Below are 20,489 nucleotides of genomic sequence, written 5' to 3' on the forward strand. Positions count from 1 at the left end.
TCAGTTGAGTTGACTATTCTACTGCAATGACTATGCGCGAACAGAGCTACTTTGCGCTCGCTGCGCTGATCGACGGGCCACTCCACGGCTACGCGATCATCAAACGTGCCGAGGAGTTGTCGGGCGGACGGATCCGCATGGCCGCCGGCACCCTCTACGCGGCCCTCGATCGACTGACCGCCGAGCAGCTCCTGCGGGTCGTCGAGGAGAAAGTGGTCAACGGTCGGGCTCGGCGGTACTACGACCTCACCGACGAGGGCGTGGCGGCGCTGCGCGCGGAAGCCGATCGGATGCTCCAGGCGGCGCGTGTGGTGACCGAGCGGCGTGCCCCGCGGGTGCGGGCGGTGAAGCCGGCATGACCCGGGAAGAGGCACTCGAGGCCCGGTATCGGCAACTGCTGTGGGCGTATCCGAAGCGATACCGCCGTGAACGCGGCGCGGAGATAGTCGGCACGCTGATGGAAGCCGCCCACGCCAACCAGCAACGGCCGACGGCGCGAGAAGTGACAACCCTGGCCGTACGTGGACTACAGACCCGCGCCGGCACGCACGGCGCACCGTCAGCGGACCGGGGCCTGCGCGGAGCGCTGCGACTCGCCGTGCTCCTCCTGCTGGCCTATGCGACGGCCGGCCCCCTGGTCGACAGCGGCCATATCATCCCTCGCATCATCGCCGACCGAGCTGTGCTCTATCCCGTTGAGCTCGTCCAGCCACTGGTTACCGTGGTCGTTGCCTGCGCTGTGGTGGCGGTCGCCGCCGGACGATATGTGTGGGGTCTACTGGCAACCCTCAGCGCACTCGCCTTCACCCTGGCCGTGCTGCAGCTCGCCCTCAGCTACGACACCGTCACCCACGACGTGATCTTCCCGCCGTTCGAACTGACCCGGGATATGGCGGCTGAGGAGCCGGCGACCTGGTTGCTGGCGTTCGCCGCGCTGCTGATCCTGCCATTGATCCGCCGACCGGTTCGGCACACCAGGCGCCCGGCGCTCTGGCTGCTCGGCGTACCCGTCTGCGCGGTCCTGTTGCCGACCCATTGGAACGTCACGGGCGAACTGCAACCGGGCACCATGCTGGCCGTCATCGCCGGCTTCCTGATGTGGGTGGCTGTCGACGCCCGCGCAACGGTAGCCGCCGGCCTGCTGCTCATCCCGCTGATCCTGCTCGCACTGTCACTCAACGGCTTGGATCAGGCCACCTGGCTCTGGACACTGCTGATCGGAACCGGCACCCTCGTCACCACAGGCGCGGTCGGCCTGCACCGCCAAGCCCAGCTATAGGTGTACGCCGCGATCGGCTCGGGAGGCACCAAGCCGGCGTTCGCCGAACCGGCCACCGTGGATCCGGAGCCGACGGCGGAGGACGACTGACGGTCGTGCGCCGGCGAGGGTGGCGCCACCCTCGCCGGCATGTCGTGCATGGCGCTGCTGGCGTGGGTTTACGTCCCGCCGACGACCACTACGGCGCCGGTTGCCGCCTCGATGCGATGAATGGGTTCGACATCGACGAACTCGTACCTGTCGCTGCAGCTGACGGTGCCGACGGCAACCATGTCGTTCGTCGCCGCCGTGCCGGTGTTCCAGCGGGTGACCGGCCCACCCGAGTCGCCGCCCACCACGGAGCCGTCGTTCGTGTTGCCGGTTCTGGTGTCCAACTCGATCACGCGCGACCCATAGCCCGCACAGCCTGCGATGTTGGTGTTAATCACGCGTCCGTATACGAGGCCGCCGTTCGAGCCGGACACGTAGACGGCCGACCCGATGGCGGGCCAGCCGGTGTTCTTTCCTGAGACTGGATTCAGCGTCGTCGCGTCGCGCTCACCGAACCAGGAGTTGCGGCTGAAGCCGGCGCCGTTCTGGCCGGCCAGCATCGACACGTCGGTGCCTAGTGTCTGGTAGTTGGAACTGACTCGGAAGTTCCAGCCGTTGTTCCAGAACTGGGTCCCGTTGGTGCCGCAGTGCCCTGCGGTGGTCATCCAGTTGCTGTTGGTCCCGCCGCGGGTCATCCGAAAACCGGCCGTGCAGAACGCGTCGATAAGCCGAGGGGCATGGTTCGCGGCGGTGACGTTGTAGTCGAACAGCGCCGTTCCACCGGGATAGGGACTGCTCGCGACCCGACGGCTCGCGGGGATCTTCCCGGCCTTGGAGATGGCCACCCGCGGGGTCAGGCCGGTGGACTTGACCGCTGCGGCGATGAGCGCGTCGGCGTCGCCGGAGGCGTTGATGACGATCTGCGCCGCCAGTCGGTCCAGGGAAACGCCGTGCACGCTGGCCGCACTGGCACCGGCCCAGCTCCGGCTCTCCTGCAACGCCTTGGTCGCCGCCTCCAGCCGACGCATCGACACAGTGGTCGCCTCGAACCTCACCGGAACCTCGCCCGCGAGGCGGGACCGCAGGCTCACCGCGGAGCGCAACCGTCCACCTTCGACGTTCGTGACCTGACGAACGACAAGCTCGCCGGTGGCCTCGTCGAAGTAGGTGCCACCCGCACCCCCGGGATGAGCGGCGGCGAGCGCTTCCAACCTGTGGAACTGGCTGTTCATCGCCTCCACGTCGACCGATGCGGCGAAGCCGACGGACGAGATCTCGTTGAGTCCGCCGATCGCGCGCTCTTTCGCGTAGGCGGACGAGGTTGCGATCAGGGTCATCGCGAGGACGCAGCTCGTGATCACCATGGGTCTGCGCACGAAACCTCCTGGTACTTGGCGAACGGGATTCGATGATCTTACGTGCGTCGAATCGACAGGAGCCTGTCCCGTTTTCACGCCTCGGAGATGGGTCAGCGAACTTAGTGGTACGGGTCAGTTGCCCGCGGCCACGGCCTGCGCGGCCAGGTCGGTCACGTCGACGACCTTCGCGCCCTTCGGCGGCGCGAACGCCGCCGCGTCGACCTTGTCCGAATAGGAGACCAACTCGATGCTCGTCTTCTCTCCGCTGTGTGTCTCACCGCTGAACGAGGACAGCAGGCCGGTTTCGGTCACACACACGGAGAACGACTTCATGTCGCCAGGTTGGGCACCGGCCTGCGGGTCCTCGATGCCGTCGACGTCCGCGCAGAGCGAGTCCTGACCGGCGATCTCGCGGTCGCTGGTGCTGACGTCGGTGCCGGGCACGATCGCGGCGGCCGCGACGAGGCCGAGCGCGAGCTCCGGGGTCAGGAAGCCGGCACCGCCGACGGCCGCGACGAGATTGGCGTCGGCGGCTCCGGCCACGGCCGCGGTGTTCGGCGCCTTCTGGCATTCGCGCTTGTCACACATGATCATCGCTTTGGGGGTGGAGATCAGCCGGCTGTCCCCACTCAGGACGGCTGAGTTCGGGGGCTGCTGCACGAACGTGACGGTCGCGTCGTCGGTCTTGTACTTGGCGGTGTAGGTCAGTTCGGCCGACTTGCCGAGCCGGTCCGAGAACTCGCCGAGGGTCTTGGCGGTGTCGACGGCGTTCTGCACGAGACCGCAGCCGAGGGTGAGGCCACCGAGCACGACGGCGGCGACGACGGTGGCGACACGAACGGTGTTGCGGTGGTGGTTCGTCATGCCAACGAGAGTGGGGCGGGCGCGGCCCGAACGCCCGTGCGGCAGGCGACCGCGGCACGAAGCTGGTAGAAGTCGGGCCGTGAGAATTCGGGCTGCGCGGGTAGATGCCGGGCATGGATCTCTCCTACCTGCGGCCGATCTACGCGCAACCCGGACCCTGGGCGTCGGTCTATCTCGATGCCTCGCGCAGCGACGCGAACGGCGAGCACGAGGTGGCGCTGCGCTGGCAAGCGCTGGCGGACCGGCTGGCGGCGCAGGGTGCCGACCAGCCGACGATCGACGTCATCGGTGACACGCTGACCAACTACCCCACCCAGCAGGGCCGGTACGGGCTGGCGGCGTTCGCCCGGGCCGGCCGGGTCGCGCTGGTCGAGCCGATGAACGCGCCGCCGGCGGTCGAGGAGGCCACGTACGCGGAGCTTCCGCACGCGATGCCCCTGGTCGCCTTCCGCGGGGAGGACATCCCGTATGTCCGGGTCGTCGCCGACCGGGCCGGCGCCGACCTGGAGGGCATGGCCGTGGCCACCACGCCGCGGCTGCGCGAGGTCGACCGCGAGGTGCGCGGCCGCGAGCAGTACCCGCTGCACAAGGCGCACTCCGGCGGCGAGTCCCGGGAAGGCGACCGTTTCACCGTCGACGAGATCTGGAAGCGCAACGCCGGTGACGTGGCCGCCGCGACGGCCGAGTTGGCCGAGGCGGTCGGTGCCGAGGTGGTGGTGGTCGGCGGCGACGTGCGTACCGTGCCGATGTTCGTGGCGAAGTTGCCCAAGCGCTGGCAGGAGCGCGTGGTGCGCACCGATGCCGGGTCACGGGCAGCGGGCGCCGACGAGGAGGCCCTGGACGACGTGACCATCCAGGCGATCGCCGACGTGGCCGACCGGCACACCCAGGACGCGATCGACCGCTTCGGCACCCAGGACGGCGAGCACGTGGCCGCGAGCGGGCTGCCCGACGTGGTGTCCGCGCTCCAGCGCCGGCAGGTCGAGACCGTGCTGCTGGTCAACGACATGTCCTCGACCGACACGCTGTTCATCGGGCTCGACGACCCGTCGCTGATCGCGATGGAGGCGGACACCTTGCGGGCCGTGGGCGTCGAGGACCCGCTGCGGGTCCGCGCGGACCAGGCACTGCTGCGGGCGATCACGGGTACGGACGCCGCATTGGTGCTGGTCGGGCCCGATGAGGTGCCGTTGGAGCACGGCATCGGGGCGGTCATGCGCTGGGCCGACCGCCCGTAACTGTTATTTACCCGACTTAGTCCGTTTTCTGCCAACCTCGCGGGGTTTTGCGGCCGTTGCTGGGGGTAGGCGGCCTGTTGCGAGAAGTAACTACGCGCACCTGGAGGAACAATGTCCTACCCACGCAGAGCACGGCCGGACGACCCGGTTCGTGACGGGGTCACGGACCGCAACGGCACCTCCGACAACGGCATGTCGGGTAACGGAATGGCCGGTAGCAACGGGACGACCGGCAGCAACGGCATGTCCGGCCGGCATGCCGCAGAGCCGATGGCGACCCAGGGCGGCCAGGGCGGCCAGGCCCGAATGGAGTCCGGCGCCGGGGCCTATGACGACGGCGGCTCGACCCCACGCATGGCCGACAGCGGCTACGCTGCCGCACCCGCGGCGGCGAACGCCCCGGGCATGTCCGACCGCGTCCAGGGGACAGCGATCTCGGCGCCGAACGCGCTGCTCCTGATCGCCGGTGTCTGGCTGATCATCTCGCGCTTCGTCTTCGACTTCCCGCTGGCCGGCTCGACCGCGGGCGGGGTGCTCAACGGCGTCGTCATCGGCATCGCGGTGGCGGTCATGGCGCTGGTGCGGATGTCCGCGTACCGCTCGAACCCGCTGATCAACGTGGTCACGGTGGTGGCCGGCGCCTGGATGATGGCGTCGCCGTGGGCCTTCGGGTACCCGCACTTCGGCAGCGGCGGCCGGCCCGGCTGGAGCGACATCATCGTCGGTGGCGCGATCATCCTCTTCGGCCTGCTGGGCGCGAGCGGCCAGCTCATGCGCCAGCGGACCACGCGTAAGCGGATGAGCATGCTGCACCGCGGCGGAGGCCGACTGGCAACCCGCTGAACCGAAAGGAAAGGGACCCCTGTTAACGCTCAGCGCGTTAACCAGGGTCCCTTCCTTCGCGGTCAGTGCACCCGCAACCGCCCGATCGGGACGGCACCGGCGGCGAGCCAGCGTTCGACACTGCGGGCGTACGCCCGAACCAGCACCGCCTCGGTCCGGTGGGTGGCGATCAGCGCCGCCGCCTCGTCCGCGTCGTGCCCGCGCAGCCGCAACACCGCGTAGGTCAGCAGGATCGAACGCCGGCGCCCCTGGTGACAGTGGATGAGGACCCGGGCCTCGGGCTCGTCGGCAAGGACCAGGGACACGTACTGCGCCGCCGCCGACCATAGTCGCGGGTGCTGCGGCTGGCCGAAGTCCCACATCGGCGCGTGCACGACCCGGGTCGGCCCGAACAACGCGCGCTCGGCGGCCAGGTCCTGCGAGAGCCAGGTCTGCGTGGTCGACCGGCAGTTGATCACGTGGGTGATGCCTTCTTCGCGCAGCAGTGGCAGGGTCGCGCCGGTGGGCACGCTGCCGACGGCGATGCGTTCGTCACCGATCCAGCTCAGCCAGGAGTTGCGCTTGCTCGGCCCGTAGAACCGGGTGCTGTGCCGGTGGAACCAGCGGCGCCACTTGTCCATGATGGACGGCTCAGGGAAGTCCCCCATGCCCCAATGGTGGCAGGTCCCCGCACGCCACGCGGAGGTTCGCGCCCGGATGTCCGGGTCGTCAGCGGTGCAGCTCCACTCGCCACCGGAAGATCGGGGCGTCGGGCTCGCGGAGCTCTTCCACGCGGTCGACGGTCAGCCCGTCGACGGCGAACGCGTCGATCTCGTCGCGGGTCAATGGCCAGGGCGGGCCGCCGAAATCGGTCTGCGGGTCACGGCCCGCCGCGATCACCAGCAGCGTGCCGCCGGGAGCAACCAAAGGGCCGACCTGGGCGATCGCCGCCCGCCGGGGCGGTTCGGGCAACGCCTGCACGGTCATGCTCTCCACGACCAGGTCGAACGCACCGCGCCACTCCCCCGGCGGGTCGAACAGGTCTGCCACGACGTACCGCACGGATGAGTCAGGGTGCCGCTGCTTCGCGGAGGCGATCGCCGTGGCGGAGATGTCGAACGCGACCACGTCGAAGCCCAGCCCGGCGACGAACTCGGCGTCGCGGCCCAGCCCGGCCCCGACGACCAGGGCCCGCCGCCCGTCACCGACCACCGCGGACCGGGCTGCCCACTCGGCGAGCAGGCTGTGCGGCGTCGCCCGGTCCCACGGCACGGCGACCGCACCGTCGGCCGCCGCCGCGTACAGCCGCTCGAACCAGCCCGTCGGGTCGCCCTCCGCGATCGCTTCGCTGGCCAACTCGCGGGCGTAGGCGTCCGGGTCCATGCTGATCAGCCTACGGCGACCCGGTAGCGGGCCTCCATGACCTCGATCCGCCCGGCCTGGTCGGCGGTGAGCGTGTCGCAGACCCAGTTCCAGTGCAGCGCCACCCGGTCGCCCGCCGCCAGCCCGGACAGCAGCGACCACCCGTCGACCGACCACCTCACCGACTCGCGTCGCAGCGAGCCCGGCACCAGCCCACCACCGGGCGACACCGTCAGCGGCCGGGACTCCACCGTCGCCGTCTCCCCCGTCACCGCGGTCACCACACCCGTGCGGATCCGGCACTGGTCGAGCACCGAGAGCGCCTGCGGGTGGCCGGTCCGGGCCAACAGCTCCGACCACGGGTAGACCTCGAACACTTGGAACGTGTGGTGCGGCAGGGCTCGGTCGGCCGCGGAGCGCCAGCTTCCGCCGGACTGGCCGGCGAACCGCGTCGTCAGGAACGACACCAGCGCGGCGGACGAGACGCCGGCCAGCAGGTCGCCGCCGACCCAGTACGCCTCCACCACCCGTTCGTCGAGCGGGTCCGCGATGCCGGCCGAGGACGCGAGGAACTCCAGATAGGACCACGCACCCTCGAACCGCCTGGCCCGCCGCGCGATGTCCGCCGTGGCGTCGCCGCGCAGCATCGCCTCCGCGCCCGCCGGGCCGCAGTAGCCCAGCGCGTTCGGCGGGTACGCGTACCGCGCGAACATCAACGCGCCCTCGGCCGACACCTCAGCAGATCCGTGGAAGCTGCTCGCCGATCGGCAGGCTGATCACCCGGGTGCCGCCGAGCGCGGTGCGGGCGACCACCATCCCGGGGTGGTCCGCCACGCACGTGCCGATCACCCGCGCGCCGGCGCCGAGCGGGTGCGCCCGCATCGTGGCCAGCACCTCGTCGGCGGCGCCCGGTGCCACGATCGCGATGAGGTTGCCCTCGTTGGCGACCTGGAGCGGGTCGAGCCCGAGCAGGCTGCACGCGTCCCGCACGGCGGCCGGCACCGGCAGGTCCCGCTCGGCGAGCGAGACACCGACCCCGGACGCCCGCGCGATCTCGTTGAGCGACGCGGCCACCCCACCCCGCGTGGGATCACGCAGCACCCGCACGTCACCGCCGCTGCCCAGCATCGCGGCGACCAGCCCGGCCAGCGGCGCGGTGTCGCTGAGCACCGAGGTGCCGAACGACAGGCCGTCCCGGCAGCTCATGACCGCGATGCCGTGTACGCCGATGTCGCCGCTGACCAGCACGACGTCGCCCGGGCGGGCGCGGCGCGGGCCGATCTCGACGCCGGGCGCGACGAGCCCGATGCCCGCGGTGGTGACGAACACGCCGTCGCCGCTGGCACTGTCGACCACCTTGGTGTCGCCGGTGACCAGACGCACCCCGGCGGCCGCGGCGGCCAGGCCCATCGCCTGCGCGATCCGGCCCACCACGGCGAGGTCGGTGCCCTCCTGAAGGATGAACGCCGTCGACAGATACAGCGGCGTCGCACCCGACATGGCCAGGTCGTTGACGGTGCCGTTGACGGCCAGGTCACCGATCGAGCCACCGGGGAAGAACATCGGCTTGACCACGTACGAGTCGGTGGAGAACGCGAGCCGTGCCCCGCCCGCGGTGACCACGGCCGAGTCGCCCAGATCGTCGGGTGAGGCACCGAACGCCGGCAGGAAAAGCTGCTCGACGAGCTCGGCCGACATCGCGCCGCCGCCGCCGTGCCCCATCACCACGGCCGGTGTGTCCCGCAACGGCACCGGGCACGACCAGGCGGCGAAGTCCACAGTGGTCACAGGCTCACCAGCTCGAGCCGTCGGTAGGCGTAATAGGCGGCGCAGGCGCCCTCGGACGACACCATGGTCGCGCCGAGCGGGTTACGTGGCGTGCACTCCTTGCCGAACACCGCGCACTCGTGCGGCTTGATGTGCCCTTGGAGCACCTCGCCGGCCCGGCACAGCGGCGACTCGTCGGTGTGGATCTCACCGACCGCGAACCGCTCCTCAGCGTCGAACTCCCGGTAGCGCTCCGACAGCCGCCACCCGCTGCCCGGGATCATCCCGATCCCGCGCCAGGTGCGGTCGGCGACCTCGAAGACGTCCTCCAGCATGGCGCGGGCCGGCAGGTTTCCAGCAGGCGGCACCGCTCGCGGGTACGCGTTCCCGACCTCGGCCCGCCCCGCCTCCAGCAGCACGACAGTCTGCCGGATGCCCTCCAGGATGTCCAGCGGCTCGAAGCCGGTCACCACGATCGGCACCCCGTACTTCGCCGCCAACGCCGGATACTGGTCGGTGCCCATCACGCTGCACACGTGGCCGGCGGCCAGGAACGCCTGCACGCGGCAGGACGGTGACTCCATGATGGCCGCGATCGCCGGTGGCACCAGCACGTGCGAGACCAGCAGCGAGAAGTTGCGGATGCCGAGCCGCCGAGCCTGGTGCACGGTCATCGCGTTGGCCGGCGCGGTGGTCTCGAAGCCGATCCCGAAGAACACCACCTCGCGGTCCGGGTGCGACTTGGCGATCTCCAGCGCGTCCAGCGGCGAGTAGACCACCCGTACGTCCGCGCCCTGGCTCTTGACGGTGAACAGGTCCCGCCCACTGCCCGGGACCCGCAGCATGTCGCCGAACGAGCAGAAGATGACCCCGGGCCGCGAGGCGATGGCCAGCGCCCGGTCGATCATCTCCAATGGCGTCACGCAGACCGGGCAGCCCGGACCGTGGATGAGCTCGATGCCGTCGGGCAGGAGCTGGTCGATGCCGTGGCGGATGATCGAATGGGTCTGCCCGCCGCAGACCTCCATCATCGCCCAGGGCCGCGTGGTGACGGCGTGGATCTGGTCGAGCAGCCGGCGCGCGAGCACCGGGTCGCTGAACTCGTCGAGATACTTCATTTGGCCCCGAACTCCTCCTCGAGAATGCCCAGCTGTTCGAAGTTGGCAAGGGTTTGCAAAGCCGATTCCTCGTCGAGCCGCTGGATCGCGAACCCGACGTGCACGACGACGTACTCGCCGACGGTCGCGTCGGGGACGTACTGCAGGCAGACGTCCTTGCGCACACCGCCGAAGTCGACGTCGGCCATCAACGTCCCGTCCCGTTCGGCGATGCTCATGACCTGTCCGGGTACTGCCAGGCACACGGTGGTGGTTCCCCCTCTACGATGCGGCGGAGATCAACAACTGTCCGAGCGCGATGCCGCCGTCGTTGGGCGGCAGCAGACGCGGGCGCAGCACGGTGAAGCCCCGGTCGGCGAGCTGCCGTTCGGCCGCGTCGAGCAGGACAGCGTTCTGAAAGACCCCACCACCCAGCGCAACGGTTTTCAGGCCAGTGCGGTCGCGGGCACGGTCGGCGAGGTCGGCGATGAGCGCGGCGACGGTGGCGTGGAAGACCGCCGCGATCTCCGCGGCCGGCACGCCCGCACGCAGATCGGCCACGACCGCCCGGACCAGCTCCGCAGGATCGGCCACCAACGGACCACCATCGACGATCATCATCGGATACGCACGCCGGGGCGAACGGTCGCGGGCAAGGCCCTCCAGCGCGATGGCGGCCTCGGCCTCGTAGTCGACGACATGCTTCGCGCCGACCAGGGAGGCCACCGCGTCGAACAGGCGGCCCATGCTGGAGGTCGGCACGCTGCCGAAGGCGGTGTCGAGCTGGTGCGCCAGCACGTCCCGCTCAGCCTGCGGGCACGCCGCCACCGCCGGGATGTCGTCGGCCCACTCGATGCCGGCGTTGCGCAGGTGCGCCAGCGCCATCCGGTACGGCCGCAGCACACTCGCGTCGCCGCCGGCCAACGGCACGTAGCCGAGGTGAGCGAACCGCTCGGCTGCCTTGTAGTCGCAGAGCAGCACCTCGCCGCCCCAGACCGCGCCGTCGGCGCCGTAGCCGGTGCCGTCGAACGCGATCCCGATGACCTGCTCGCCCGCGCCGACGCCGTGCTCACCCATCACCGAGGCGATGTGCGCGTGGTGGTGCTGCGCGCGGTGCACCGGCCGCCCGTCGGCGTGGTCGAGCGCCCAGCGGGTGCTCCGGTAGCCGGGGTGGGCATCGGCGACCAGCCGCTCCGGGCGCACACCGGTCAAATCCTGGAGCTGGCCCGCGACCGCGGTGAGGGCGTCGACGGTGCGCAGGTCGTCCATGTCGCCGACGTGTGGGCTGAGCCAGGCGTAGCGGCCCTCGGCCACCGCGCACGTGTTCTTCAGGTCCCCGCCCGCGGCCAGCGTCGGCGGCACCTCGACCGGGAGCGCGACCGGCAGCGGGGCATAACCCCGCGAGCGGCGGACCGGCAGGGCCGCGCCGCCGACGGTGCGGGTGACCGAGTCGTCGCACGGCACGTGGATCGGCCGGTCGTGGCGCAGCCAGGCGTCCGCGATGCCGGACAGCCGCTCCAGCGCGTCCGCGTCGTCGGTGGCGATCGGCTCGCCGGACACGTTGCCGGAGGTGAGCACCAGCGCGTCGCTGATCGGCGGGTCGCCGTCGAGGCCGAACAGCAGCTCGTGCAGCGGCGTGTAGGGCAGCATGACGCCGAGGTCCGGGTTGCCGGGCGCGACCCCGTCGGCCAGCGGCTCGCGTTTGGGTGCCAGCACGATCGGCCGTTGCGGACCGGCGAGCAGCCGCTCCTCGTCGTCGGTCAGCACCGCGATCCGGCGGGCGGTGGCCAGGTCGGCGACCATCACCGCGAACGGCTTGCCACCCCGGCGCTTGCGGCGGCGCAGCTCGGCGACCGCGCGCTCGTCACGCGCGTCGCACGCCAGGTGGTAGCCGCCGAGCCCTTTGACCGCGACGATGCGGCCCTGCGCCAGCAGTTCCCGGGCGGTGCGCAGCGCGGTCTCGCCGTGCACCGGCGGCCAGCTATGCCGTCCGGGGCCACCGGTGACCAGCTCCAGGCGTGGGCCGCAGTCGGGGCAGGCGATCGGCTGGGCGTGGAAGCGGCGGTCGGTCGGGTCCTCGTACTCGCCGCGGCAGGCGTCACACATGGGGAAGCCGGCCATCGTGGTGGTGTCCCGGTCGTACGGCAGCGCGGTGATGATGGTCAGCCGCGGGCCGCAGTTGACGCAGGTGATGAACGGGTGCCGGTGGCGGCGGTCGGCGGGATCGCGCAGCTCGGCGCGGCAGTCTTCACAGGTGGCGACGTCGGGCGAGGCCAGGGTGCGGGAACGGCCGGTCGGCCCGGAGTCCTCGATGGTGAAGCTCGTGCCGCCTTCGAGGTCCATCGTGGACTCTTTGACGTCCTCCACCACGGCCAGCGGTGGCGGGTCCGTGCGCAGCAGCCGGCCGAACGTGTCAAGGGCGTCCGGCAGCCCTTCGACCTCGACGGTGACGCCGGTCGCGGTGTTGGTCACCCGGCCGCTGAGTGCGAGGGCGGTCGCGGTCGCGTAGACGAACGGGCGGAAGCCGACGCCCTGCACGACGCCGGTCACCTCGTAGCGGCGGCGGGACCGCTGGTCGGCCGCGCGTCCCCGACCGATCAGCTCCAGCCCGTCCAGGGCGGTGCGCGCCTTGTCGCGGTCGATGAGCTCCACCGCGAAACCCATGTGGATGAGCACCCAGGCGCCCGGTTCCGGCGGCTCGTCGAGCATGCCGACGTTCACCCGGCGGGCGGCGCCTTCGACGTCGACGAGGGCGAGTTGTCCCTCGTACCCGGGAACGAGTTCGACGACCTGTCCCGGGATGCCCAGGCACATGTCAGGTCCCTTCGGTGGTGAGCTTGCCGAGCAGGACGTCGACCGCGGCGGCCGCTTCCGGGACCGCCGCGGCGACGGCGGGGCTGAGTCCGATGGTTTCCTCGAGGCCGGCCGGCCGGCAGCCGACCACGTAGGTGGGCGGCAGGGTGCCACCCAGGCGACGCACGGTGGCCAGCACCGTCGCGGGGTCCATCGCATGGGCGTCGACGCTGGTCGTGCCCTTCAGGTCGCTCGTTCCGACTTCCAGCACCGTGACCGTGCCGGGCTCGTCGTCGCCAGGCAGCGCGTCGATCAGGATTAGGGCCGCGACGCTGCCCAAACTGAACGAACGCTCGTTTTTGGATGCGTTGGGCGAGTCGTAGGCCTCGCCGCCCAAACTGAACGAACGCTCGTTTTCGGACGCATTGAGCAAGTCGTAGGCCAGGTGCAGGCCGCGGATGCCGTAGTCGACGACGCGCACCCGGTCGGGCAGGTCACCCCGCCGGACCAGGTGCTGGGCGACGGCCGGCCCGAAGCCGTCGTCGCCCAGGAAGACGTTGCCGATGCCGGCGACCAGGACCGAGCTCACATCGAGCGGATCTTCAGGTAGCGGCGGATGTCGGGGATCGACCGGACGGTCATCACCAGCGCCACCAGTGCGAGGCCGGCCCCGAGCCCCGCGGTCATCATGCCGAGTCTTCTCATGACCGGCTCTCCTCTCTCTCGTTCGGGATTCCGTCGCCGGCCAGCGGTTCGAGCTCGTCCGGCGCGAAGTAGAAGTAGCGGCCGTACCAGTCGTGCAGGTCGGCCGCGGGGTCGTCGACGAGGACCAGCGCGACGTGCACCCCACCATCCACGTCGGACAGCACGGCGATGACGCGGGCCACCTGGTCGGCGAAGAACAGGTCCTGTGCGTCGGCGCGGCGGCTGGGGTGCACCCGGACCAGGCTGCCCTTGCCGACCGGCACGCCGTTGATGACGACCACGTCGGTGTCCGGCGAGACGGCGGCGTCGGCGGCCGGGTCCCACCACGGCGCGCCGGCGGTGTCGAACGACGGGGGTTCGACGTTGCGCAGGTCGGCCAGGGGGTCGCGCAGGATCCCGTGCAGCGCCTGGAGCTCCTCCGGGGTCAGCCCGTCGCAGCGGTCGATGATGGCGGCGACCTGCGGGTCGGTGGCCCGCGCCTCGGCCTTCTCCGCCTCGGTCATCGTCATGATCCGCAGCACCAGGATCTCGTCGATCTCGGTCGCGTCGAACAGCGCGCCGGGGCTCTGCTCGGCCACCTCGGGGTGGTCGTAGAGGATGATCGGCGAGCCGAGCACCAGGTCGGTCGCGCCGGGCGGGCCGGCCAGCACGGGCCAGCAGCGGTGCTGGACGCAGTGCGCGGCGGCGGCCGCGGCGTCGTCGGGCGGGTCGATCACCGAGACGAACCCGGCGCCGGCCGCCCGCAGCACCAGGTGCGCGCCGAGCAGCGAGACGCGCGTCGCGTCGTCCTTCGTGGACAGCGGTCCGTCGTACGCGTTCTCCACCGCGACCGTCAGCCGGGTGTGCGCACCGTCGCGCTCGGCGGCGAGCCGCAGGTGGGCGCGGACCGGCCAGCGCCGCCGGACGACCTGCCCGACCTCGACGCCGGAACCGTCTTGCACCGGCTCGACGTCCTCGCCGCCGGGGAAGTCGATCAGCAGCTCGCTGTCGGGTCCGACCGGCTGCCCGGTGAACACTGTCTCGCGCTCGACCGCCTCGTCCCAGGAGAGCACCGTTCGCTCGCCGACGTCGAGCGACTCGACGTCGGTGAGCCGGCCGTCGGCGTCCCGCCGCCGCACCTGCCGCGCCTGGAGCTGAAGGAACCGCACGTGGATGTCCAGGTTGGAGTCGGCGCTGTCGAGCAGGCACTGGACAGCCATACCGGACTCCTCGCCCAGCCCGCGCTCGGCCGCCCCGGGCGGCCCGAGCACGCCGAACTGCCACCGGGTGCGGTTCTTCTGCGCACTGGCCCGGTAGGGATAGAGCAGGTAGCCCTCGTACAGCACGGCGTCGGCGACCGCCCGGACGCTTTCCAGGCTCACGCGACCACCTCTGCGGGCAACATCGACCGGATCGTCTCTTCCCAACTGATGTGCCCGCGCTGGGCGCGCACGGTGGCCAGGGCGTCGAGCACCTCGCGGTCCAGCCGGATCCAACCGGTGCCGGGGAAGTACTGCTCGATGAGCTGGCGCCAGACCTCGACCGGCAGGTCGTACGACGCGGACCGATCCCAGGGCACGGGTTCGACCGAGAAGCCGGTGGCGCCCGGCACGAACACGGTGCCGGAGAACAGGAAGGTCAGCGGCACCGTGCCGGCCCGCAGCGCGTGCAGGTAGCTGGTGCCGACCACGTCCAGGTCGTACGTGCAGGGCAGGGCGACGTCGACCTCGGTGCCGCCGGCGAAGCCGGGCACGGTGGTGTCGCAGCGCAGCCACGGGAACGAGCGCACGGTGTCGGCCCAGCGTTCCCGGCCACCGAACAGCCCGCGCAGCGCCTCGCCCTCTGCGCCGTCGTAGGCGCGGCGCCCCGGGTCGACCCGCACCTGGCAGCGCAGCGTCATCGCGTGCACCCGGCGGCCCGCGTCGTCGTCGATCCGCAGCTTGGCCGTGAGCTGCGGGGTCAGTGCGTGGGGTTCGGCGACGATGTCGCGGACGGCGAACGTCAGGGTCATCCGTCGACGCTCCGCTCGTCGACCGTGGCGAAGAACTCGGCGATCGCGGCCCGCGCCTCGGAGCCGCCGTCGAACCCGCGCCAGCCTTGCCGCAGCGTGCCGACGAGCTCGTAGCAGACGTCGATGGGCACCAGGTGGCACGAGCCTTCGTGCGCGGCGCCGGGCGCGGCCCGGCGGACCAGCAGCGCCTCGACGTCGGGCCGCAGTGTCGCGAGCTCCGGGTGGGCGGCGAGCACCCCGTCCCAGGCTTGCAGGGGTAGCTCCGACTCGGTGGCGCCGGCCGGGCTCGGGTAGAAGGCGACCAGGCGCTCCTGCACCGAGTTCTGGAACAGGAACGCCAGCCCGACCGGGATGTCCAGCGCGTCGAACGCCGGGCCGTCGGCTGACACGGCCGGGAAACGCAGGTAGCGGTCCGGCACCGCGCGGTAACGCTGGTCGGCGTCGCCGGTGAACAGCAGGTAGCAGGGCCGGCAGGCGCACATCAGCGCGCGCCCCTCCACGTGCACGACGTGCCCGTGCACGTCCGCCACCGGCTGCGCGCAGAGGTCGCAGTGCTCACCCGGAACCCGCGGCGCGGGCCGGTCCCGGCTGATCCGGCGCAGCGCGCCCAGTGCCGGGCTCACGGCGCCTCCGCGGGTGCCGGCCCGACCCGGCTGAACAGCGAGCCGACCGGGATGATCGTGCCGGCGGACCGGTCCGGCTCGACCACCTCGATGGTCACCACCTCGGGTGCGGCGTCGGCGATGGCCGACTCGACCGCGGCCTTCAGCGGCGCGGAGGAGCAACCGCTGGCGGTGAGCCGGACGCGGGCGATCCCCTCGGCCGTGATGTCGATCAGCGCGGCCTCGCCGGCCGGCGCGACCGCTTCGAGAGCCTTCGCCACGCGGGTCGAGGCGCTCTCCGGGTGCAGGTTGTGCACGAGCAGCAGGCTGGCGACGAGTTCGTCGGCGGCGAGCGCGTCGAGCACGTCGTCGGACAGCGCGCCGCGTTCGTGCAGCAGTTCCAACAGCCGCTCCAGGCCCGCGCCGTACAGGTCGACGACGAGGCGGACCAGTTCCTCGGCCCGCTGCCGGGCCACCGCACCGCCGGCCGCGCTCGCCGTGATCAGTGCCTCGATGCGGTCTCCGGCCCCACGCCAGTCGGTGGCGGCCACCTGTTCCACAGTGGTCACTCGGCGCCGGCCGACTGTGTGGGCGAGTGCAGCATTTCCAGCTTCTTGCCGTTGCCGAGGTACATGTGCACGCCGCAGGGAAGGCAGGGGTCGAAGCTGCGGACCGTACGCATGATGTCGATGCCCTTGAAGTGCTCCCGGTCGTTCTCCTCGAAGATCGGCTGACCCTGCACCGCGTCCTCGTACGGGCCGGGAGTGCCGAAGCTGTCGCGCGGGCTCGCGTTCCACGGGGTCGGCGGGTACGGGTGGTAGTTGGCGATCTTCCCGTCCCGGATCACCATGTGGTGGGACAGGACGCCGCGCACCGCCTCGGTGAACCCGGCGCCGACACCGTCCTTGGGCACGTCGAACTTCTCCCAGGTCTTGGTGCGCCCGGCGCGGATCTCGACCAGCGCCTGCTCGGCGAAGTGCAGCGCGCAGGCCGCCGCGTACGCCTGGAAGTAGGTGCGGGCCCGGTTGCGCTCCAGCGTGTTGCTCCACTGGGGAATGCGCCACTCCAGCTCGACCGGGCCCTTGAGGGCGGTCTTCGGGAGGTTGATCTTCACGCTGCGGCCGGTCGACTGCACGTAGCCGATGTCGACCAGGCCCGCCAGCGCGGTCGACCACAGCCGGGCCAGGGGACCGCCGCCGGTGTCCAGAGCGAGGTAGTCCTTGCCGTCGAACCAGCGCGGCGACATCACCCAGCTGTAGTTGTTGTCCAGGTCGCGCTTCTGCGGCTGCGGGTTGGTGTGCTGGTTCCAGGGATGGCGCCGGTCGACCGGGTTGCCGAGGGGGTCCTCGGTCACGAACATCTCCTGGCCTTCCCAGTCCTGGTAGTAGGACGAGCCGAGCAGGATGCGGATGCCGAGGTTGATCCGGACCAGGTCCGTGGTGACGAGCTTGCCGTCGACGACGACGCCCGGGGTCACGTACATCTTGCGACCCCAGTCCGTCATGTCCTTGTACTCGAAGTTGCAGTGCTCGGGGTCCTGGAACGAGCCCCAGCAGCCGAGCAGGATCCGCCGGTTGCCGACCATCTCGTAGCCGGGCAGCGCCTGGTAGAAGAAGTCGAAGAGGTCGTCGTGCATCGGCACGACCTTCTTCATGAACTCCACGTAGCGCATCAGCCGGCTCAGGTAGTCGGTCATGAGCTGGATGGTCGCGACCGTGCCGACGCCGCCCGGGTAGAGCGTCGAGGGGTGCACGTGGCGCCCCTCCATCAGGCAGAACATCTCGCGGGTCATCCGGCTGACCTGCAGCGCCTCGCGGTAGTGCTCACCGGTGAACGGGTTGAGCGCCCGCATGATGTCGCCGATGGTGCGGTAGCCGTGCGCGCCGGCGCCGGGCGCCTCGGTGCGGTTGGCCATCTCCAGCACGCCGGGGTTGGTCTCGGCGACCATCTTCTCGCAGTAGTCGACCCCGACCAGGTTCTCCTGGAAGATGTTGTGGTCGAACATGTACTCGGCCGCCTCGCCGAGGTTGACGATCCACTCGGCGATCGCCGGGGGCTTCACCCCGTACGCCATGTTCTGCGCGTAGCAGGAGCAGGTCGCGTGGTTGTCGCCGCAGATGCCGCAGATCCGGCTGGTGATGAAGTGGGCGTCCCGCGGGTCCTTGCCCTTCATGAAGATCGAGTACCCGCGGAAGATCGAGCTGGTGCTGTGGCACTCGGCGACGACCCGCTGGTTGAAGTCGATCTTCGTGTAGATGCCCAGGCTCCCGACGATGCGGGTGATCGGGTCCCACGCCATGTCCACCAGGGACTCGGTGCCCGTCCCCTGGGCGCGCTGCGGTTGCGTGACCGTCATCGTGTTCTCGGCCTCTCTCTGTTACCAGGTGCGCTTCGCGCCGGTGGTCAGTTCGCGGCCGCGCTTGCGCCACTTGGGCTCGCGGTCGAGCGTGTGGGTCGTGATGCCGCGCAGGCGGCGCATCGTGTTGCCGTAGGCCGCGATCGTGGTCGAGGACAGCTTCGCGCCGGGCGGCTCGTCCATGAACGGCATGAACTTGTCGGGGAAGCCGGGCATCGTGCAGCCGATGCAGATGCCGCCGACGTTGGGGCAGCCGCCGATGCCGTTCATCCAGCCGCGCTTGGGCACGTTGCACTTGACCGCGGGACCCCAGCAGCCGAGCTTGACGATGCACTTCGGCGAGCCGTACTCCGTGGCGAAGTCGGCCTGCTCGTAGTAGCCGGCGCGGTCACAGCCCTCGTGCACGGTCTGGCCGAACAGCCAGGTCGGCCGCAGGGCGTCGTCCAGCGGGATCATCGGCGCCTGGCCGGTGGCCATATAGAGCAGATAGACCAGCGTCTCCGACATGTTGTCAGGCTGGATCGGGCAGCCGGGCACGTTGACGATCGGGATGCCGGCCTTGGACTTCCACTCCCAGCCGAGGTAGTCGGCCACGCCCATCGCGCCGGTCGGGTTGCCGGCCATCGCGTGGATGCCGCCGTACGTCGCGCAGGTGCCGGTCGCCACGATCGCGGTGGCCTTGGGCGCCAGCCGGTCCAGCCAGCCGCTCATCGTGATGGGCTGGTCGGTCGCGGGGTTGTTGCCGAACCCGGTCCAGTAGCCCTCGCTGTGCAGCTCCTCGTTGGCGATCGAGCCCTCGACCACGAGTACGAACGGGTCGAGCTCGCCGCGGTCGGCCTTGAAGAACCACTCCAGGAAGTCGTCCTGCCCGCCGTTGGGACCGCACTCGAAGTCGATCAGTGGCCAGTGGACAGCCACCTTGGGCAGACCGGGCAGCGCCCCGAGCGCGATCTCCTCGATGCTCGGCTGGGTCGCGGCGGTCAGCGACACGGAGTCGCCGTCGCAGCTCAGCCCCGCGTTGATCCAGAGAACGTGGATGAGCGTGTCCTCGGCCTTGATGGCTTCCGCTGTCGGCATGGTGTCCGCCTTCCCCTGAGCGCGTCCGGCGTCGCTGAACGTACGTAGCTCGGTGCTCAGAGTAATATCCGACCTACTCGGCAAGTGGGCGCAACGCAGACAAATCTCCGCCGGAGGGACCAAGGTGCACGAGCTGTCGATCACCCAGAGCGTCGTGGACGAGGTCCGCGCCCGCGCCGGAGAACGACGGGTGCACGCGATCCGGCTGCGGGTCGGCGCGCTGACGGCCGTCGTACCCGACGCGATGCACTTCTGCTTCGACCTGGTCAGCGCCGGCACCGTCGTCGAGGGCGCCCGCCTCGACATCGACCTGGTGCCCGGCCGCGCGGCGTGTCGTGCCTGCGGCGTGTCGTTCGACCTGCCCGACCCCGTGTTGCTGTGCGCGTGCGGCAGCGCCGACGTCTCGGTGCTCGCCGGCCGCGAGTTGAAGATCGTCTCGATGGAGGTGGGTTGACCGGTGTGTGGCACCTGCGGTTGCGCCGATTCTCAGTCACACTCGCATGAGCATGTCTCGCTGGAACAGAACGTCCTGGCGAAGAACGACGCCATCGCCCGCGACAACCGCGCCTGGCTACGCAAGCGCGACGCGATCGCGCTCAACCTGATGAGCTCCCCCGGCTCGGGCAAGACCACGCTGCTGGAGCGGACGCTGACGACGCTGGCCCGCGTGCGGCCGGCCGCGGTCATCGAGGGCGACCAGGCCACCTCGCTGGACGCCGAACGGCTGCGCCGCACCGGCGCGCCGGCGGTTCAGGTCAACACGGGAGCCGGCTGCCACCTCGACGCGGCCCTGGTGCGCTCGGCACTGTCCAGGCTGGACCCGCCCAACGGCGCGGTGGTGTTCGTGGAGAACGTCGGCAACCTGGTCTGCCCGGCCATGTTCGACCTCGGCGAGCAGCGCAAGGTGGTGGTCATCTCGGTGACCGAGGGCACGGACAAGCCACTGAAGTACCCGTACATGTTCGCGGCCGCCGACCTGGTGGTGATCAACAAGATCGACCTGCTGCCGTACGTCGACTTCGACGTCGAGCTGTGCGCCAAGAACGCCCGCTCGGTCAACCCGGACCTGGTGCTGCTGACCCTCTCGGCCACGACGGGCGAAGGCCTGCCGGCCTGGTACGACTGGATCGCGGCGCAGTAAGCGTCAGC

The 20,489-nt window shown here is 70.7% G+C and carries 23 protein-coding genes; 6 read left to right on the plus strand and 17 right to left on the minus strand.

What is annotated here, in order from left to right; genetic code table 11:
- Positions 1–26: 26 nt before the first annotated feature.
- Positions 27–359, plus strand: coding sequence for a PadR family transcriptional regulator (locus tag BLV39_RS30450; RefSeq protein ID WP_239083402.1), 333 nt, complete (start codon positions 27–29; stop codon positions 357–359).
- Complete coding sequence (locus BLV39_RS30455) at positions 356–1,279, plus strand: hypothetical protein (RefSeq protein WP_090800083.1); 924 nt, start codon at positions 356–358, stop codon at positions 1,277–1,279. Before BLV39_RS30450 ends, BLV39_RS30455 begins: the two co-directional genes overlap by 4 nt.
- Before the next feature lie 158 nt (positions 1,280–1,437).
- Here the strand turns inward: BLV39_RS30455 and BLV39_RS30460 are convergent, their stop codons facing one another.
- Both BLV39_RS30460 and BLV39_RS30465 read right to left on the minus strand, forming a co-directional pair.
- The gene (locus tag BLV39_RS30460) at positions 1,438–2,763 is read right to left on the minus strand and encodes a chymotrypsin family serine protease (protein ID WP_143049951.1); all 1,326 of its coding nucleotides are present in this window, start codon (positions 2,761–2,763) and stop codon (positions 1,438–1,440) included.
- A 36-nt stretch (positions 2,764–2,799) separates the two neighbouring features.
- A complete protein-coding gene (locus BLV39_RS30465; RefSeq protein WP_090800085.1) occupies positions 2,800–3,531 on the minus strand; it encodes a hypothetical protein in 732 nt (243 codons plus the stop codon).
- Positions 3,532–3,644: 113 nt separating this feature from the next.
- On the opposite strand from BLV39_RS30465, the gene BLV39_RS30470 reads away from it, so the two are divergent.
- Entirely contained in the window at positions 3,645–4,769 is a 1,125-nt protein-coding gene (locus tag BLV39_RS30470; protein WP_090800086.1) for a baeRF2 domain-containing protein, read from the plus strand.
- 111 nt (positions 4,770–4,880) lie between these two features.
- A complete protein-coding gene (locus BLV39_RS30475; RefSeq protein ID WP_090800087.1) occupies positions 4,881–5,612 on the plus strand; it encodes an SPW repeat protein in 732 nt (243 codons plus the stop codon).
- Positions 5,613–5,674: 62 nt separating this feature from the next.
- On the opposite strand, the gene BLV39_RS30480 is transcribed toward BLV39_RS30475, so the two are convergent.
- The 15 genes from BLV39_RS30480 to BLV39_RS30545 all read right to left on the minus strand — a co-directional run bounded on the left by BLV39_RS30480 (position 5,675) and on the right by BLV39_RS30545 (position 19,340).
- On the minus strand, positions 5,675–6,259 hold the full coding sequence (locus tag BLV39_RS30480; protein WP_143049952.1) for a protein-tyrosine phosphatase family protein: 585 nt from the start codon (positions 6,257–6,259) through the stop codon (positions 5,675–5,677).
- A gap of 61 nt (positions 6,260–6,320) precedes the next feature.
- The gene (locus tag BLV39_RS30485) at positions 6,321–6,974 is read right to left on the minus strand and encodes a class I SAM-dependent methyltransferase (RefSeq protein ID WP_090800089.1); all 654 of its coding nucleotides are present in this window, start codon (positions 6,972–6,974) and stop codon (positions 6,321–6,323) included.
- Between the two features lie 5 nt (positions 6,975–6,979).
- Positions 6,980–7,687 (minus strand): DUF6390 family protein, encoded by a 708-nt coding sequence (locus BLV39_RS30490; protein ID WP_204082564.1) that lies wholly within the window; start codon positions 7,685–7,687, stop codon positions 6,980–6,982.
- A 1-nt stretch (position 7,688) separates the two neighbouring features.
- On the minus strand, positions 7,689–8,741 hold the full coding sequence (gene hypE / locus BLV39_RS30495; RefSeq protein ID WP_239083401.1) for a hydrogenase expression/formation protein HypE: 1,053 nt from the start codon (positions 8,739–8,741) through the stop codon (positions 7,689–7,691).
- Positions 8,738–9,838, minus strand: a complete 1,101-nt coding sequence (gene hypD, locus BLV39_RS30500) for a hydrogenase formation protein HypD (RefSeq protein WP_090800090.1) — start codon at positions 9,836–9,838, stop codon at positions 8,738–8,740. Before hypD ends, hypE begins: the two co-directional genes overlap by 4 nt.
- Positions 9,835–10,083: a HypC/HybG/HupF family hydrogenase formation chaperone gene (locus BLV39_RS30505; protein ID WP_090800091.1), complete on the minus strand. Its 249-nt coding sequence runs from the start codon at positions 10,081–10,083 to the stop codon at positions 9,835–9,837. Before BLV39_RS30505 ends, hypD begins: the two co-directional genes overlap by 4 nt.
- A 16-nt stretch (positions 10,084–10,099) precedes the next feature.
- Positions 10,100–12,631: a carbamoyltransferase HypF gene (gene hypF, locus BLV39_RS30510; RefSeq protein ID WP_090800092.1), complete on the minus strand. Its 2,532-nt coding sequence runs from the start codon at positions 12,629–12,631 to the stop codon at positions 10,100–10,102.
- A 1-nt stretch (position 12,632) separates the two neighbouring features.
- Positions 12,633–13,199 carry a hydrogenase maturation protease gene (locus BLV39_RS30515; RefSeq protein ID WP_090800093.1) on the minus strand — a complete coding sequence of 189 codons (567 nt, stop codon included), beginning with the start codon at positions 13,197–13,199 and terminating at the stop codon, positions 12,633–12,635.
- Positions 13,196–13,315: a DUF6893 family small protein gene (locus tag BLV39_RS45170; RefSeq protein ID WP_373315188.1), complete on the minus strand. Its 120-nt coding sequence runs from the start codon at positions 13,313–13,315 to the stop codon at positions 13,196–13,198. The genes BLV39_RS30515 and BLV39_RS45170 overlap by 4 nt, the downstream gene beginning before the upstream one ends.
- Positions 13,312–14,676, minus strand: a complete 1,365-nt coding sequence (locus tag BLV39_RS30520) for a hypothetical protein (RefSeq protein ID WP_090800094.1) — start codon at positions 14,674–14,676, stop codon at positions 13,312–13,314. Before BLV39_RS30520 ends, BLV39_RS45170 begins: the two co-directional genes overlap by 4 nt.
- Positions 14,673–15,305, minus strand: a complete 633-nt coding sequence (locus BLV39_RS30525; RefSeq protein ID WP_090800095.1) for a DUF6084 family protein — start codon at positions 15,303–15,305, stop codon at positions 14,673–14,675. The genes BLV39_RS30520 and BLV39_RS30525 overlap by 4 nt, the downstream gene beginning before the upstream one ends.
- On the minus strand, positions 15,302–15,928 hold the full coding sequence (locus BLV39_RS30530) for a DUF5947 family protein (protein WP_090800096.1): 627 nt from the start codon (positions 15,926–15,928) through the stop codon (positions 15,302–15,304). Before BLV39_RS30530 ends, BLV39_RS30525 begins: the two co-directional genes overlap by 4 nt.
- Positions 15,925–16,476, minus strand: coding sequence for a NifU family protein (locus tag BLV39_RS30535; RefSeq protein WP_143049953.1), 552 nt, complete (start codon positions 16,474–16,476; stop codon positions 15,925–15,927). The genes BLV39_RS30530 and BLV39_RS30535 overlap by 4 nt, the downstream gene beginning before the upstream one ends.
- Positions 16,473–18,263: a nickel-dependent hydrogenase large subunit gene (locus BLV39_RS30540; RefSeq protein ID WP_090800098.1), complete on the minus strand. Its 1,791-nt coding sequence runs from the start codon at positions 18,261–18,263 to the stop codon at positions 16,473–16,475. Before BLV39_RS30540 ends, BLV39_RS30535 begins: the two co-directional genes overlap by 4 nt.
- Before the next feature lie 21 nt (positions 18,264–18,284).
- Positions 18,285–19,340, minus strand: a complete 1,056-nt coding sequence (locus BLV39_RS30545; protein ID WP_090800099.1) for an NADH-quinone oxidoreductase subunit B family protein — start codon at positions 19,338–19,340, stop codon at positions 18,285–18,287.
- Positions 19,341–19,392: 52 nt separating this feature from the next.
- On the opposite strand from BLV39_RS30545, the gene BLV39_RS30550 reads away from it, so the two are divergent.
- Positions 19,393–19,794, plus strand: coding sequence for a hydrogenase maturation nickel metallochaperone HypA/HybF (locus BLV39_RS30550; RefSeq protein WP_239083399.1), 402 nt, complete (start codon positions 19,393–19,395; stop codon positions 19,792–19,794).
- Between the two features lie 3 nt (positions 19,795–19,797).
- Complete coding sequence (hypB, locus tag BLV39_RS30555) at positions 19,798–20,481, plus strand: hydrogenase nickel incorporation protein HypB (protein ID WP_090800101.1); 684 nt, start codon at positions 19,798–19,800, stop codon at positions 20,479–20,481.
- Positions 20,482–20,489 lie beyond the last annotated feature (8 nt).

The sequence above is a fragment of the Asanoa ishikariensis genome (genome assembly GCF_900107455.1).
Taxonomy (GTDB): Bacteria; Actinomycetota; Actinomycetes; order Mycobacteriales; family Micromonosporaceae; genus Asanoa; species Asanoa ishikariensis.

Excerpts from the sequence above, each read along its gene's own strand:
- BLV39_RS30450 (WP_239083402.1), top strand. The coding sequence starts at position 27 with ATGACTATGCGCGAACAGAGCTACTTTGCGCTCGCTGCGCTGATCGAC.
- BLV39_RS30455 (WP_090800083.1), top strand. The coding sequence starts at position 356 with ATGACCCGGGAAGAGGCACTCGAGGCCCGGTATCGGCAACTGCTGTGG.
- BLV39_RS30465 (WP_090800085.1), bottom strand. The coding sequence starts at position 3,531 with ATGACGAACCACCACCGCAACACCGTTCGTGTCGCCACCGTCGTCGCC.
- BLV39_RS30470 (WP_090800086.1), top strand. The coding sequence starts at position 3,645 with ATGGATCTCTCCTACCTGCGGCCGATCTACGCGCAACCCGGACCCTGG.
- BLV39_RS30475 (WP_090800087.1), top strand. The coding sequence starts at position 4,881 with ATGTCCTACCCACGCAGAGCACGGCCGGACGACCCGGTTCGTGACGGG.
- BLV39_RS30480 (WP_143049952.1), bottom strand. The coding sequence starts at position 6,259 with ATGGGGGACTTCCCTGAGCCGTCCATCATGGACAAGTGGCGCCGCTGG.
- BLV39_RS30485 (WP_090800089.1), bottom strand. The coding sequence starts at position 6,974 with ATGGACCCGGACGCCTACGCCCGCGAGTTGGCCAGCGAAGCGATCGCG.
- hypD (WP_090800090.1), bottom strand. The coding sequence starts at position 9,838 with ATGAAGTATCTCGACGAGTTCAGCGACCCGGTGCTCGCGCGCCGGCTG.
- hypF (WP_090800092.1), bottom strand. The coding sequence starts at position 12,631 with ATGTGCCTGGGCATCCCGGGACAGGTCGTCGAACTCGTTCCCGGGTAC.
- BLV39_RS45170 (WP_373315188.1), bottom strand. The coding sequence starts at position 13,315 with ATGAGAAGACTCGGCATGATGACCGCGGGGCTCGGGGCCGGCCTCGCA.
- BLV39_RS30525 (WP_090800095.1), bottom strand. The coding sequence starts at position 15,305 with ATGACCCTGACGTTCGCCGTCCGCGACATCGTCGCCGAACCCCACGCA.
- BLV39_RS30540 (WP_090800098.1), bottom strand. The coding sequence starts at position 18,263 with ATGACGGTCACGCAACCGCAGCGCGCCCAGGGGACGGGCACCGAGTCC.
- BLV39_RS30545 (WP_090800099.1), bottom strand. The coding sequence starts at position 19,340 with ATGCCGACAGCGGAAGCCATCAAGGCCGAGGACACGCTCATCCACGTT.